We start from the raw sequence: 13,737 nt of genomic DNA, 5'->3' as shown, positions 1-13,737 counted from the left end.
GCAAGTCAGACCATCATCTCTTTCGTGGCCGACAGGGTGATCTCCGGGTAGTCGCGTTCGACCCGGTCGATGTCCCACTGCAGCCGGGTGAGGTAGACGACGTCGCCGTCATGGTCGTAGCTGATGTGCTGCTTGTTCGCGTTGACGAATTTGTCGACGGCAAGCTTCGGCCCCGAAACCCAGCGGGCCGAGGTGAATTGCGACGGTTCGAAGCGCACCGGCAGGCCGTACTCGAGCTCGATCCGCGACCCCAGCACTTCGAACTGCAGGGCGCCCACGACGCCGACGATGAAGCCGGAGCCGATGGAGGGTTTGAAGACCTTGGCCGCGCCTTCCTCGGCGAATTGCATCAGGGCCTTTTCCAGGTGCTTGGCCTTCATCGGGTCCCCGGCACGGACACCCTGGAGGAGTTCCGGGGCGAAGGACGGAATACCCGTAACACGAAGAGCTTCCCCTTCGGTTAACGTATCGCCGATGCGCAGCTGGCCGTGGTTCGGAATGCCGATGATGTCGCCGGCCCAGGCCTCTTCCGCCAGCTCGCGGTCGGAGGCGAGGAAGAGCACGGGGTTTGAAATCGCCATGGGTTTCTTGGAGCGCACATGGGTCAGTTTCATGCCGCGCTTGAAGTGGCCCGAAGACATGCGCAGGAAGGCGACCCGGTCGCGGTGCTTGGGGTCCATGTTCGCCTGCACCTTGAAGACGAAGCCGCAAACCTTTGTTTCATCGGGAGAAACCTGACGCGGTTCCGCCGCCGTCGGCTGCGGTTCGGGGCCGAATTCACCGATGCCCTCCATCAGTTCCTTCACCCCGAAGGAGTTGATGGCGGAGCCGAACCAGATGGGCGTCAGCGTGCCGTCCAGCAGCGCCTGCTGATCGAAGGGAGGCAGCAGTTCGCGCGCCATCTCGACCTCCTCGCGGAGCTTTTCAAGCAGGTCGGCAGGGATGTTTTCATCCAGCTTGGGATCGTCCAGGCCCTTGATCGAAATGGATTCCGCCACCTTGTTGCGGTCGGCGCGGTCCATCAGTTCCAGCCGGTCGTGCAGCATGTCGTAGCAGCCAAGAAAATCCCGGCCGACGCCGATGGGCCAGGAGGCCGGCGTCACGTCGATGGCCAGGTTTTCCTGGATTTCATCAATGATATCAAAGGTGTCACGGCTTTCCCTGTCCATCTTGTTACAGAAGGTCAGGATCGGCAGATCGCGCAGGCGGCAGACCTCGAACAGTTTCTGGGTCTGGCTTTCCACACCCTTCGCGCCGTCGATCACCATCACGGCCGCATCCACCGCCGTCAGCGTCCGATAGGTGTCTTCGGAGAAGTCGGAGTGGCCGGGCGTGTCGACGAGGTTGAACCGGAAGTTCTTGAAATCGAACGACATTGCAGAGGCGGAGACGGAGATCCCCCGGTCCTTTTCCATCTGCATGAAGTCCGACCGCGTCCGCCGCGCTTCCCCCTTGGCACGCACCTGGCCGGCCATCTGGATGGCGCCACCGTAGAGCAGGAACTTTTCCGTCAGGGTCGTCTTCCCGGCATCCGGGTGAGAGATGATGGCGAAGGTCCGGCGCCGGGCGATCTCGGGCGGCAATTGGGGGCGGTTGGAAGCGGTATCGAGCATGTCGCGGCGTATATCAGGGATCGGAAAAAGGGCAAGCGCGGGGGTGGAGCGGGGCCTTCGGACGGGGCGTTAACCACCGAACGGAAGCAACGTCCCGAACGTCGGTATCACGTCGGTATCGTGTCGGTAAGCCGTCGGTGCGCCGGATCGGGTTAATTCCGTAAAGCTTGATGAAGAAAGTCCTGCGCCTGCGGGCGGTGCAGCACGGGACCGGTGGCGGGCAAACCGGCGGCAACCCGGGGCCTATCCGGGGCCTACCCGGGGCCAGCCGAGGGCGGGAGGCGAAGATCGGCCGGTGACGGCGCGCGAAGGTTTCCCAAGGGGCAGGGGGGCTTACCCAACACACTCCAGAATGCTACGTGAACGTTTGATAATGACAACTGGAGGACGGCCCATGGGGCTTCGCGGAGCGTTTCGACGGCGCAGGCAGCGTCGCAGGATGGAAGAGGCGCTGCGCGCGGAACAGGCTCATCGGGCAGGGCGCCCGGGGCCGAAGTGGCGGGAACTGACCCCCTGCCGCCACGGGCTTTACGATGCCGGATCGGCGCAGATCGGCAAGCGGCTTTACGTCTTTGGCGGCTACAGGGCCCTGCACGATACCTCTGACAGCGTCGATATCTTCGACATGGCCGACAACCGCTGGCTGCCCCCCGTCGCGGTGCCGCAGGGCTTCCCCAGCTCGCATGCCTCGGTCGTGGCGGACGGGCGGCGCTACATCTACATCGTGTCCGGCCAGGTCGGCCCGGAGTGCCGCCCGGCGATCACCACCGGCTTCGTGATGGACACGCGCACGGGCAAGTGGCACCCGCTGCCTGATCTGCCCGCGGCGCGCTATGCCTCCACCATGCAGCTGTGGCGGGGGCGCCTGCATCTTGTCGGAGGGGCGGACGAGGACCGCTGGACACCCCGGGCGGAGCACTGGTCCATCGGGGTCGACAACGGCCGCGCGACCGAGGAGAGCTGGCGCCGGGAAGAGCCGATCCCGGTTCCGGGCATGCACCGGGGCAGCATCGTGATGAACGACAGCCTCTACGTGCTGGGCGGCCAGCAGGGTGATTTCATGGCCATCGAGGGCGATCCGGCATTCACCTGCACGGCCGAGACCGAGGAGAGCTATATCGCGGCCTGTTTCCGGCTGGATGCCCCGCGGGGCAAGTGGACCCGGATCCGCGACATGCCGATGGCGGCGTCGCACATCGATTTCTCGATCCAGGCCGTGGGCGGGAAGATCCTGGTCGCGGGGGGGCAGGTCTACAAGTACCCCGAGCATTTCCATCTGCGGCTGACGGACCTGGTGCAGGTCTATGATCCGGCGCGCGATCGCTGGGAAATCGCGGGCCACCTGCCGAGACCGCTGAAGCTGCCGGCGACGGCGCTGCACGAAGGGCGGCTGGTCGTGACGGGCGGGCAGGAAGCGCAGCCCCTGAGCGACAGGCCCGGGGCGATTTCGGACCGGACCTGGGCGATGGAGACGACGGCCTTCGTGCCCGCGCCCTCGGCGGTGACGGGGGCGCGGCAGACCCTGCGCGCGGGCGCCCGGCCGGAGGCGCTGCCCGCGGGCAACCGGTTCGACGGACGGCGCATCCTGCTGGTCACCCATGAGCTGACCCGGACGGGGGCGCCCCTTTTGCTGCTGGAAACGGCGAAGGCGTTGATTGCCTCTGGCGCGGAAGTGCGCCTGGTCTGCCCGGGCAACCCGCGGCTGGACGATCCACTGATGTTGGATTTCCCCGTGGCCCTGGTGCCCTTCGAACGGGCGGAAGAGCTGGCGCGGGAGGCAGACCTTGTGGTGGCCAACACGGTGGCGGCCCCGGTGGCGGATTGGATCGCCGAGGTTCTGGCGCGCGATCCCTTCCTGGCGGCGAAGCTGGCCTGGTGGGTGCATGAGATCGACGTGGAGGGATATGCCGCGGGCGGGCGGCTGATCGGGCAGGCGGCGGCGGCCTTGTTTGACAGCCAGGCCTGCCTGGCGGCCTGGGAGGGGGCGGTCGATGTGCCGGCGCGCCGGGCGGTGCTGCATCCCCCGCTGAGCGAGACCCTGCTGGAGGGCACGACTCGTCTGCTTTACCCGCAGCCTGATCCGCTGGACCCCGATGCCGCAGGTGCGGTGCCCCAGGACCGGGAGGCGCTGCGCCGCGCGCTCGGCTTCGAGGAGGGGGATTTTGTGGTGCTTTGCGTGGGATCGGTCACCGAGGCGAAGGGGCAGATCCCGCTATTGCGGACCGTGGCGAAACTGGCGCGGGACCAGCAGCTGCCGGTGAAGCTGATGCTGGTCGGGTTCCGGGATGCCCGCCATCGCAGGCGTTTCCTGCGCGGGCTGAGCCGGGACGAGCGCCGGGTGCTGCGCCCCGAATGGGCCTTTGTCGCGCGGCCCGACCTGGGCGCGCTGCTTCACCTGGCGGATGCCCATGTGACCAATTCGCAGGGGCGGCCCGGGCAGAAGGCGGAATGTTTCGGCCGGGTCACGACCGAGGCGATGGCGCATGGCCTGCTGGCGCTTGGCACGGAAAGCGGCGGCACGGCGGAGATCCTGCGCGATGGCGTGACCGGGGTGCTTTACCCGGTGGGCGAGGCAGGCCAGCCCGTGCTGGCGGAGAAGCTGGCGGCGCTGGTGCGCGACCCTGGGCGGGTGGCCGAACTGGCCGCTGCCGGCCGGGCAGATGCGCTGGAACGGTTCCGCCAGGAAGACATGCTGCGCGCGATGGAAGCGCTGCTGGCGCCGCTGATGCCGGGCCCCGAAGCCGCGCAGGAGGCGGCGGCAGAGGCCGGGCCGGTCAGTGTTCCGGTGAAATAAGGCCCGGGCAGGGGCGGTGGTGTCGGGAAGGGCGGCGGCGGATCAGTGCCGCCGCTGTCCGCTATTGCCGCCCTTCACCGCGTCGATCAGCAGCGAAAGCGCATCGGGCCGGTTCAGCGCCTTGGGCGAGATTTCGAACCGCAGGTGGGCCTGGTCACCGTGGTTGGGCAGCACCCGTTTCAGGGCCTGGCCCAGCTCCGGATCGAGCTCCGGCGGCAGGACCGCCATGGTGCGGGTGTCCAGCAGCAGAGTTTCGGCGGCGATGCCTTCGGCGTAGATGATCTCGTGCCGGTCGAAGAGCAGCTGGAAGTAATCCACGAAGCCGCCGTCCTGGCGGTAGATCGTGTCGCCGTTGACCAGGTGGCGGGCCCGGACGAGCACTTCCTTGTGCCCGACGCCCAGCCGGTCCTGGCGCTGGTAGATGAACAGCCGGTGTTCGGGGCTGACCACCAGGTCATTGGTGTTCGACAGGACGCCCGCGCGGATCACGATGGGGGCGAAATCGCCCGAGGCGCGGTGGGTCTGGTGACCGACCCAGCGGATTTCCTGCGGCCCGTCATCGCGGGTCAGCACCCGGTCGCCGACCTTCAGATCCTCGATCGCGCGCTGCGCGCCGGAGGCCAGGGTGATCATGGTGCCACGGGTGAAGGAGACGCAGCCGACCTCGGCGAACTTGCGCGGGGCGGAGCGGCGGTCGATCCCCACCAGGCGGTAATCGTGGCGCGGCACGAGGGGGGCAAGCGGCAGGGCATAGACCTCGTCCACGTCGCCGCGGGCATCGACCGCGACGAGCACGAGGATTTCCGTGGTTTCCCCGTCGGGGGACATGAAGATGAGGCAGCTGTCGAGGTGCAGTGCCATGCCTGCCCCCCCGGTGGGGGAACCTTCGGCGACGCGCATCGTGCCATCGGCGCGCATCTGCACCATCATCCGGGCCTGTTCGGTGCCCGGCTGGAACCAGTAGATGTCGTCGGGCACGAGGTCATCCGCGAAGGACAGGCTGTCGCCCTCGTTCACGCCATGGACGACCTCGAGCGCGGAGGCTAAAAACACGGGAATGGCCGTGGCCGGTTGTGTGGGAATGGCAGTCATTGCGCTCTGCTTACTCCATGTCTGCGACGTGCCGAAGATCTATCGATCGATTGTGGCGGGATACTGGCGAGTTACGGCTGATTTCGCGGAAAGTTTCGGCCCGGCGTGCGCAGGCACCGGGGGCCGCTGAGAGGGAGAAGACCTATGGATCTGGGAATCAAGGGAAAGCGCGCGCTGGTGACGGCCTCGTCCAAGGGGCTGGGGCGCGGCTGTGCCCTGGCGCTGGCCGAGGCGGGCGTGAACCTGGTGCTGAATGCGCGCGGCGCGGAGGCGCTGGAGGCGACGGCGGAGGAGATCCGCACGACCTACGGCGTCGAAGTGACGGCGGTGGCCGCCGATATCGTCAGCGAAGAGGGCCGGGCCAGGGTCCTGGACGCGGCGGGGCAGGTCGACATCCTGGTCACCAACGCGGGCGGTCCGCCCCCGGGCATGTGGATGGACTGGGAGCGCGAGGATTTCATCAAGGCGCTGGACGCCAACATGCTGACGCCGATCGCGCTGATGAAGGCGCAGCTGCCGGGCATGATCGAACAGGGCTGGGGTCGGGTGGTCAACATCACCTCCCAGTCGGTGAAATCGCCCATCGGCGTGCTGGGCCTGTCGAATTCGGCCCGGGCCGGCCTGACCGGCTATGTCGCGGGCACCGCGCGGCAGGTGGCGCCCCACGGCGTGGTGATCAACAACCTGCTGCCGGGCATCCATGACACCGACCGCGCCGCCTCTCTGGACGGGGCCGTGGTGAAGAGCCAGGGGATCACCCTGGAAGAGGCCCGCGAGGCGCGCAAGTCGGGCATTCCCGCGCGCGCCTATGGCACGGCCGAAGCCTTTGGCGAGACCTGCGCCTTCATGTGTTCGCAGCACGTCGCCTTCATGATCGGGCAGAACATCCTGCTGGATGGCGGGGCGCTGCACTACACGCTGTAAGCGCGCTGCATGGCGGTAAGGGGGGGGCGTCCGTCGGGCGCCCCCTTTTGCATTGCCGCGCGGCGTCGGGGGGCGCGGTGGAGGGCGGGCATGCCAAGCCCACCGTGCCGCAAGCCGTGCCGATTGCGCGGTGCGGGGCGGGCTGCTAAGACACCTGAAACCCGACACAAAGCATCGGAAAACAGGCCACATGCCCGAGCAGACCCCGCGATTGGAGATCCGCAACCTGTGCCGTTCCTACGGTGGGACCGAGGTGGTTCGGGACGTGTCGCTGCAGGTGATGCCGGGGCAGGTGACCTGCCTTCTGGGGCCCTCGGGCTGTGGCAAGTCGACGACGCTGCGGATGATCGCCGGGGTCGAGATGCAGGACAGCGGCACCATCCATGTGGACGGCGACCTGATCTGCGACACCCAGTTCCGCATCCCGCCCGAACGGCGCCGGATCGGCCTGATGTTCCAGGACTTCGCCCTGTTCCCCCATCTGACGGTGGCACAGAACGTGGCCTTCGGTCTTGACGGATCCAAGGCGGCGCAGCGCGCCCGGGTCGAGGAGCTGCTGGCGCGCGTCGACCTGCTGCGTCATATCGACAACTACCCCCATCACCTGTCGGGCGGGGAGCAGCAGCGCGTGGCCCTGGCCCGTGCGCTGGCCCCCCGGCCCAAGGTCATGCTGATGGACGAGCCCTTCAGTGGGCTGGACAACCGCCTGCGCGACGAGATCCGCGATCAGACGCTGGACGTGCTGAAGGAAGAGGGTGCGGGGGTTCTTCTGGTCACCCACGAGCCGGAAGAGGCGATGCGCATGGCCGACGAGATCGCGCTGATGCGCGGAGGCCAGATCGTGCAGCAGGGCGCGCCCTACAACATCTACAATGCCCCGCGTGACAAGGCGGCAGTGGCCTTCTTCAGCGATATCAACGTGATCCGTGGCACGGTGCAGGGGGCGCTGACGGAAACACCCTTTGGCCAGTTCTTCGCGCCCGGCCAGCCCGACGGCACGGAAGTGGAGATCGTCATCCGGCCGCAGCACCTGCGGATCGACTTCGACCGGGGCGGCACCGGCCCGCTGCCGACGCCCGAACATGGCGTGGCCGCTCGCGGTGTGGTTGAGCGTGCCCGATTCATGGGCAATGAATCCCTCGTCGAGTTTCGGATGGACCACGACGGGTCGATCCTTAAGGCGACGGTGCCGAATGTCTTCCTGCCGAAACCGGGCAAGCCGCTGTGGCTGATGATCCGCCGGGATCGCTGTTTCGTCTTTCCTGCAGGGGTCTGAGGGCTGCGCAGGCGGGGCCTGTCCCGCCCCGGTATGCCCCTGGACGGCGCCCCGCCCGGTGTCTTTCCGCCGCCCGCACCGCCCCGGCGTGCGCAGATCCCGGGCCGAAACCCGCCCGGATGCGGCGGGCCCGGCTGGCGGGAACTGGCCGGTGCAGGCGCCGGAGGCCCCCCGCAAGTGGCGCCCGGAGTGCAGGTATAATCAAATTTCCCCCTAGCGTGCGCTTTGGTTCTTTCAACCCGCCGCCCGAGCGATTAGATAGTCTACCACCAAGGAGGCATGGCCTCCGTTCCAGGGGAGAGCTGAAATGCTGAACAACATCGGCCCCATGGGCCTGCTGCTCATCGCCGTCGTGGTGCTGGTGCTCTTCGGGCGCGGCAAGATTTCGTCCCTGATGGGCGAAGTCGGCAAGGGGATCACCGCCTTCAAGAAGGGCGTGAACGACAGCACCGAAGAGCTTGAAGAACAGAAGGCGGCCGACGCACGCGACGTCACGCCCGAAGAGTCCAAGGACAAGGCCTGATCTGACATGTTCGGAATGGGCGGCACGGAGATCCTGCTGGTCGGGATCGTGGCCTTGATCGTGGTCGGACCGAAGGAACTGCCGGGGCTCTTCCGCTCCGTTGGGCAGTTCGTCGGCAAGGCCCGAGGCATGGCGCGGGAATTCACGCGCGCCATGGAGGATGCAGCCGACCAGTCCGGCATGAAGGAAGCGACCAACACCTTGAAAGGCCTGTCCAACCCGAAGAAATACGGGATGGACAAGGTGAAGGAAGCGGCCGATCCGCTGAAGTGGAAGCCGGGCAGCGAGACTGCGAAGCTGGCCGGTGAACGGGCCGAGGCGGCGAAAAAGATCCACGACGCAACCTCCAAGGCCGCGCAGAAGCGGCTGGACGGGGAAGCGGCCGCCAAGGCGGCCGGTACGGGATCGGGTTCGACGACTGCGACCACGACCACGGCCAAGCCGCTGGCGGTGCCTGAACTGCCAAAGTCGCGGCCCACGGTGTCCGCTGCCCCGGTGGAGGAGGCGCCCGCGATGCAGGTCCAGCAGGGCCTGCGCCAGACCGCCGGCCAGCGCGCCGCCGGAGCCGCCCGCAAGCCACAGCCCAAGACCCGCGGCGCCCGCGCCGCCGCATCGCCGCGCAGGCCGGTCCGCAAGGGCTGACCCGCGGCCAGGCGCCTGTTTCCAGGCCTGATTTCACGAGGGACCCCATCCATGGCTGATCAGATCGAGCAGGACGAGCTGGAGGACAGCTCCGCCCCGTTGATCGAACACCTGGCGGAGCTGCGCACGCGGCTGATCCGCTGTGTGCTGGCCTTCGTGGTCGCCATGGTGATCTGCTTCAGCTTCGGCGGGCAGCTCCTCGACTTCCTGCTGGTGCCGATCGAGAAGACCATGCGGTCGCTCGGCAACCCGAACCCGGTGATGCAATACACTGCGCCGCAGGAATACTTCTTCACCCTTGTGCGGATTTCCATGGTGGGCGGCCTCGTGCTGTCCTTCCCGATCATCGGTTACCAGATGTGGCGTTTCGTGGCGCCCGGGCTCTACAAGAACGAGAAATCGGCCTTCCTGCCCTTCCTCATCGCCTCTCCGGCGCTGTTCCTGCTGGGCGCGGCCTTCGCGCAATATGTCGTGGTACCCATGGCGATGGCCTTCTTCCTGGGCTTTGCCGATGTGCCGTCGCTGGTCGCGGCCCTGGCGCAGGGCGCGGATTCGGTGGGCGACGCGGTGGAAAGCTCCGGCATCGAGATCGTGTTCAACGGCAAGGTAAACGAAAGCCTGGACATCACGCTGAAGATGATCGTGGCCTTCGGCCTGTGCTTCCAGCTGCCGGTGCTGCTGACCCTGATGGGCAAGGCGGGGCTGGTCAGTGCGGAGGGCCTGAAGAACGTCCGTAAGTATGCCATCGTCGGCATCCTGATCCTGGCCGCCATCGTGACCCCGCCGGACGTGGTGACGCAGATCACGCTGTTCGTGGTGGTCTACGGGCTCTACGAGATTTCCATCTTCATGGTGGGGCGGGTCGAGAAGCGGCGCGAAGCCTACCTGAAGGCCGAGGGCCTGTGGGATGAGGATATCGACGGGGAAGGCAGCACCGAGGTGGCCGAAACCGATGGGGCGGATGAGGCCGCCGGCGACAGCGAAGAGACCGACAGGAAGACGTGAGGCCCGAGGGGCCGGGGGGAGAGATGTCCGAGGACCTGAGCCGCATTGCCGCGGCGCTGGAGCGCATGGCGCCGGCGCCGCTGGACGCACCCGATTTCGACAGTGCCGATGCCTTCGTCTGGCATACCGCGCCGGAATGGCTGGAACCCGTCACCCGGGTCGCCCGGGTGGAGATCGGCCTGCTGGTGGGCATCGACCGGTCCCGCGACACGCTGCTGGCCAACACGCTGCAATTCGCGAAGGGGCTGGGCGCCAACAACGCCCTGCTCTGGGGCGCTCGGGGGATGGGCAAATCCTCCCTCGTGAAGTCGGTGCATGCAGAGGTGCTGCGCCAGGGCCTGCCGCTGAAGATCGTCGAACTGCAGCGGGAGGACCTGCCCTCGGTCGGGCGGCTGCTGCAGTTGCTTTCGGCCAGCTCCCATCGCTTCCTGCTCTTCTGCGATGACCTGTCGTTCAGCCATGACGACCAGCATTACAAGTCGCTGAAGGCGGTGCTGGATGGCGGGATCGCCGGGCGGCCGGAGAACGTGCTGTTCTACGCCACCTCGAACCGCCGCCACCTGATGCCCCGCGACATGATCGAGAACGAACGCTCGAGCGCGATCAACCCCAGCGAGGCGGTGGAGGAGAAGGTCTCCCTCTCGGATCGTTTCGGCCTCTGGCTGGGTTTCCACCCCTGCGACCAGGACGAATACCTTGCGATGATCGACGGCTATTGCGCGGCCCACGGGCTGAGTGTCGATCCGCAGGTGCTGCGGGCGGAGGCCATCGAATGGCAGGCGACGCGCGGCGGCCGGTCGGGCCGGGTGGCCTGGCAGTTCTTCATGGATCTGGCCGGGCGCCACGGCATCAGCGCGGGCTGACATAGCCCCGGGGACGAGGCCCGTCCGGCTGAAAAAGCGGGCAGGCACCCCTGGATCGGCGGACGTTTGGCATGAGCGCGTGCACGCTCCCCCTCGAAAACGCGCCCAGCATCCGGCGCGCGCCCGCAACTCCCATTTTTTGGCCAAAAATATCCTGGGGGGAGTCTCCGAAGGAGACGGGGGGCAAAGCCCCCCTCCCTCTGGCGCTCCGCTCGCCCCGGCGCCGTGCTCAGGTCCCGGAGAGCATCCGCGAGATGCGCAGCGCGTAGCGGTCGGTCATGCCGGAGGTGAAATCGGCCAGCCCGTGCAGCGCGCTTTCCGGCCCGTCGATGCCCCGCAGGTCGAGGGAGAGCGCACGGCGGAGCTGTTCGGAGGGTCCGGAGAGCCTGTCCGGATCCCAGCCGCAGCCGGCGAGGTCCTCGTAGATCGGCAGCACGCCTGACAGCACGTTGTGGATGACGCGGCGGCCCGAGACTTCCAGCTCCGTCTTGCGGGGGGAGGTGAAGATGCGGGTGCGTGCCAGGGTCTTGATCTGCGCGAATTCCGCGGCGCAGGCGGAGGCGTCGATCAGCGCGCCGGCGAAGTCCCCGGACATGATCGCATCATACTGGGCTTCGAAGGCGGTGGTGCAGGCGTCGATGGCCACGCCGATGGCCATGGCGCGCAGGGTGGAGACATGTTCCGCCGGGGTCTGGTCCGTGGGTTCGCGGCTGCTGCCGATGAGCGCTTCCAGCGGGGCGCGGACCGCCTCGTAGGGCAGGTCGCCAGAGGTGAAGGCATCTTCGAGGTCGACGATGTTATAGCAGATGTCATCGGCGGCCTCGACCACGAGGACCAGCGGGTGACGGCGCCACCAGGGGGCCTGGGGCAGGCCCTGGCGGGGCAGGCCGAGCGCCTCTGCCGCTTCGGCGAAATAGGCGGCCTCAGTGGCGAAGAGGCCGAATTTCTTCAGCCCCGAATAGCCTTGCCGGGTGGCCTCCGGCAGGGTGGCGCGGGTGGCGGCGGTCACGGGGTACTTGGTGAAGGCACCCAGGACGGCCTTGGACAGGCGCATGCCGCCACGGCCGCGGTACATTTCCAGCCGGGTCAGGATGCGGAAGCCCTGGGCGTTGCCTTCGAAGGCGGTGAACTCGTCCCGCAGGGCCGGGTCCAGGGTGCCGGGCAGGCCCTGGCCCGCGTCGAAGCGGGCGGCGAACCAGTCGCCTATGGCTTCCTCTCCCGAATGGCCGAAGGGCGGGTTTCCGATGTCATGGGCGACGCAGGCGGCCTGCACCACGTTGGCGAGGGTGTTTTCCTCCCCCGGGGGCAGCTCCCCCTGCGCGGTCAGCCACTGGCCGATGCGCATGGCGAGGGAGCGGCCCACGCTTGCGACCTCGACCGAGTGGATCAGCCGGTGGTGGATGTGGTCGTGATCGTAGAGAGGGTGGACCTGCGTCTTGTTGGCCAGCCGCCGGAAGGGCGCGGAGAAGACGATGCGGTCATGGTCCTGCACGAAGACGGAGCGGCCGGGCGCGCCGCGATAGGCGCTGTCGCCCAGGCGTTCGGCCGACAGGAGGGCGGTCCAGTCCATGGCGGGATCCTTTTGGCAGGAGGGGCCGGGCTGACGGTAGGGCCGGGGTGCAGGATGGCCGGGGTGCTGGGTGGTCGGGGGCGCGGGCGGGCAGATGCCCGCGCGCCCCCGGGCCCTTGTGGTCAGCGCAGGTAGTCCATCGGGTTGACGGTTTCGAGGCCGTTGCGGATCTCGAAGTGGAGGTAGGCATTGTCGCCGCCGGGGACCTGGGCGATCTTCTGCCCCTGGGAGACGCGGTCGCCCTTGGCCACGGTGATGCCGGTCACGTTGGAGTAGAGCGACAGCAGGTTGTCCTCGTGCTTGACCACGATGACGGAGCGGTTGTCGGTATCCTCGATGATCGCGGCGACGGAGCCTGCGGCGGCGGCCGAAACGGCGGTGCCGGGATCGGCGGCCAGGTCGATGCCGTCGCTGCGGCCCTTTTCGTACTCCCGGATGATCCGGCCGCGCAGCGGATAGGCGAAGCGGCCCGAAGGCGCCGCCTGTTCGGAGGAGAGATCGGGGGTGACGGTCTGGGCGACCTCTTCGGCCTGCTGGCGGGCCTCCGTCTGGCTGGGCGGGGTTTCCTGCGGCAGCGGTGTGGAGGCCGAGGGCGGCACCGGCGTCGCCGTGCCTTCGCCGGGGGCGGAGGTCTGGGCGGCGGTGGTGGTGCCGCTTTCGGTGACCAGCGGGATCAGCAGGTACTGGCCTTCGCGGATGGTGAACTGGCTGTCGAGCCCGTTCCAGTCCGCCAGGGCGCGCACCGAGACGCCGTAGAGGCGGGCGATGGTATAGGCGGTTTCGCCACGCTGGACGCGGTGGCGGATCGGTTCGTTGCCGACCTGGCGGGCGGGTTCGCCGGCGGTGGCGGGCGGCAGGGTCGCGACCGAGACCTCGTTGTCGGCCGCACGGTCGATCGCGGAGCCGGCCATGGAGCTGATGTCGACCTGGCCCGGGGGCAGGATCGGCCCGGTGCCGGCGGCGCCGGTGGCGGGGGAAGGTTCGGAGACGCGGGAGGACAGGGCCAGGATTTCGCCTTCGCGCAGCTGGCTGTCGACCTCCAGCCCGTTGTAGCGGGCAAGTTCGGCGGGATCGGCGCCGATGCGGTAGGCGACATCGGCGACGCGGTCGTCGCGGCGGGCCACGACCACCTGGTAGTTCGGGTAGGAAATGATGCCGCGATTGTCCGGCGCGGGGCGCGGGGCAGAGGCATTGCGGGCCGCATCGGCGGTGGTGAAGGCATCGAAGCCCCCCCGCAGGTCGCTGTCGAGGGTGCAGCCGGCCGCCAGGGCCAGCAGGCAAGTGGCCGCCATCAGGCGGGCCGGTACGCGTCGATATCCGGTCATCTGTCCGATCCTCATCCGCTGCCCCTTCGGGGCTTGTCGTTCGTCCGGTCTGTGCCGGTCTTGTCCTGCCGCGGGGCGCCGCAGGTGCGGGCCGTCACGGCGCCTGTAGT

11 protein-coding genes are annotated in these 13,737 nt (G+C 67.9%); 7 read left to right on the top strand and 4 right to left on the bottom strand.

What is annotated here, in order from left to right; translation table 11 throughout:
• Positions 1-5 precede the first annotated feature (5 nt).
• Positions 6-1,613 (bottom strand): peptide chain release factor 3, encoded by a 1,608-nt coding sequence (locus tag AC2IR1_RS15435; RefSeq protein WP_486472859.1) that lies wholly within the window; start codon positions 1,611-1,613, stop codon positions 6-8.
• A gap of 394 nt (positions 1,614-2,007) precedes the next feature.
• On the opposite strand from AC2IR1_RS15435, the gene AC2IR1_RS15430 reads away from it, so the two are divergent.
• The gene (locus AC2IR1_RS15430) at positions 2,008-4,407 is read left to right on the top strand and encodes a Kelch repeat-containing protein (RefSeq protein WP_486472858.1); all 2,400 of its coding nucleotides are present in this window, start codon (positions 2,008-2,010) and stop codon (positions 4,405-4,407) included.
• A gap of 42 nt (positions 4,408-4,449) precedes the next feature.
• On the opposite strand, the gene AC2IR1_RS15425 is transcribed toward AC2IR1_RS15430, so the two are convergent.
• Entirely contained in the window at positions 4,450-5,499 is a 1,050-nt protein-coding gene (locus tag AC2IR1_RS15425) for a Hint domain-containing protein (protein WP_486472857.1), read from the bottom strand.
• Between the two features lie 144 nt (positions 5,500-5,643).
• Between AC2IR1_RS15425 and AC2IR1_RS15420 the strand changes: the two genes are divergently transcribed.
• From AC2IR1_RS15420 to AC2IR1_RS15395, 6 genes are all read left to right on the top strand, one after another.
• Positions 5,644-6,423 carry an SDR family oxidoreductase gene (locus AC2IR1_RS15420; RefSeq protein ID WP_486472856.1) on the top strand — a complete coding sequence of 260 codons (780 nt, stop codon included), beginning with the start codon at positions 5,644-5,646 and terminating at the stop codon, positions 6,421-6,423.
• A 190-nt stretch (positions 6,424-6,613) separates the two neighbouring features.
• A complete protein-coding gene (locus tag AC2IR1_RS15415) occupies positions 6,614-7,699 on the top strand; it encodes an ABC transporter ATP-binding protein (protein ID WP_486472855.1) in 1,086 nt (361 codons plus the stop codon).
• Between the two features lie 307 nt (positions 7,700-8,006).
• On the top strand, positions 8,007-8,222 hold the full coding sequence (gene tatA / locus AC2IR1_RS15410; protein WP_486472854.1) for a twin-arginine translocase TatA/TatE family subunit: 216 nt from the start codon (positions 8,007-8,009) through the stop codon (positions 8,220-8,222).
• Between the two features lie 6 nt (positions 8,223-8,228).
• Positions 8,229-8,864 (top strand): Sec-independent protein translocase protein TatB, encoded by a 636-nt coding sequence (gene tatB / locus AC2IR1_RS15405; RefSeq protein WP_486472853.1) that lies wholly within the window; start codon positions 8,229-8,231, stop codon positions 8,862-8,864.
• Between the two features lie 51 nt (positions 8,865-8,915).
• The gene (gene tatC / locus AC2IR1_RS15400; RefSeq protein WP_486472852.1) at positions 8,916-9,869 is read left to right on the top strand and encodes a twin-arginine translocase subunit TatC; all 954 of its coding nucleotides are present in this window, start codon (positions 8,916-8,918) and stop codon (positions 9,867-9,869) included.
• A gap of 23 nt (positions 9,870-9,892) precedes the next feature.
• Positions 9,893-10,732 (top strand): ATP-binding protein, encoded by an 840-nt coding sequence (locus AC2IR1_RS15395; RefSeq protein ID WP_486472851.1) that lies wholly within the window; start codon positions 9,893-9,895, stop codon positions 10,730-10,732.
• Between the two features lie 229 nt (positions 10,733-10,961).
• On the opposite strand, the gene dgt is transcribed toward AC2IR1_RS15395, so the two are convergent.
• Both dgt and AC2IR1_RS15385 read right to left on the bottom strand, forming a co-directional pair.
• Complete coding sequence (dgt, locus tag AC2IR1_RS15390; protein WP_486472850.1) at positions 10,962-12,302, bottom strand: dGTP triphosphohydrolase; 1,341 nt, start codon at positions 12,300-12,302, stop codon at positions 10,962-10,964.
• Positions 12,303-12,424: 122 nt separating this feature from the next.
• Positions 12,425-13,627 (bottom strand): peptidoglycan DD-metalloendopeptidase family protein, encoded by a 1,203-nt coding sequence (locus AC2IR1_RS15385; RefSeq protein ID WP_486472849.1) that lies wholly within the window; start codon positions 13,625-13,627, stop codon positions 12,425-12,427.
• Positions 13,628-13,737 lie beyond the last annotated feature (110 nt).

Source organism: Pseudooceanicola sp. NS-SX8 (genome assembly GCF_057380755.1).
Note: the sequence above shows the minus strand (reverse complement) of the source record. Positions and strands in the feature narration are given on the sequence as shown.

What these genes read in the sequence shown, in the direction of transcription:
- tatC (WP_486472852.1), top strand. Translation starts at nt 8,916, where the DNA reads ATGGCTGATCAGATCGAGCAGGACGAGCTGGAGGACAGCTCCGCCCCG.
- AC2IR1_RS15395 (WP_486472851.1), top strand. Translation starts at nt 9,893, where the DNA reads ATGTCCGAGGACCTGAGCCGCATTGCCGCGGCGCTGGAGCGCATGGCG.
- AC2IR1_RS15385 (WP_486472849.1), bottom strand. Translation starts at nt 13,627, where the DNA reads ATGACCGGATATCGACGCGTACCGGCCCGCCTGATGGCGGCCACTTGC.
- AC2IR1_RS15420 (WP_486472856.1), top strand. Translation starts at nt 5,644, where the DNA reads ATGGATCTGGGAATCAAGGGAAAGCGCGCGCTGGTGACGGCCTCGTCC.
- AC2IR1_RS15430 (WP_486472858.1), top strand. Translation starts at nt 2,008, where the DNA reads ATGGGGCTTCGCGGAGCGTTTCGACGGCGCAGGCAGCGTCGCAGGATG.
- dgt (WP_486472850.1), bottom strand. Translation starts at nt 12,302, where the DNA reads ATGGACTGGACCGCCCTCCTGTCGGCCGAACGCCTGGGCGACAGCGCC.
- tatB (WP_486472853.1), top strand. Translation starts at nt 8,229, where the DNA reads ATGTTCGGAATGGGCGGCACGGAGATCCTGCTGGTCGGGATCGTGGCC.
- AC2IR1_RS15415 (WP_486472855.1), top strand. Translation starts at nt 6,614, where the DNA reads ATGCCCGAGCAGACCCCGCGATTGGAGATCCGCAACCTGTGCCGTTCC.
- tatA (WP_486472854.1), top strand. Translation starts at nt 8,007, where the DNA reads ATGCTGAACAACATCGGCCCCATGGGCCTGCTGCTCATCGCCGTCGTG.
- AC2IR1_RS15435 (WP_486472859.1), bottom strand. Translation starts at nt 1,613, where the DNA reads ATGCTCGATACCGCTTCCAACCGCCCCCAATTGCCGCCCGAGATCGCC.
- AC2IR1_RS15425 (WP_486472857.1), bottom strand. Translation starts at nt 5,499, where the DNA reads ATGACTGCCATTCCCACACAACCGGCCACGGCCATTCCCGTGTTTTTA.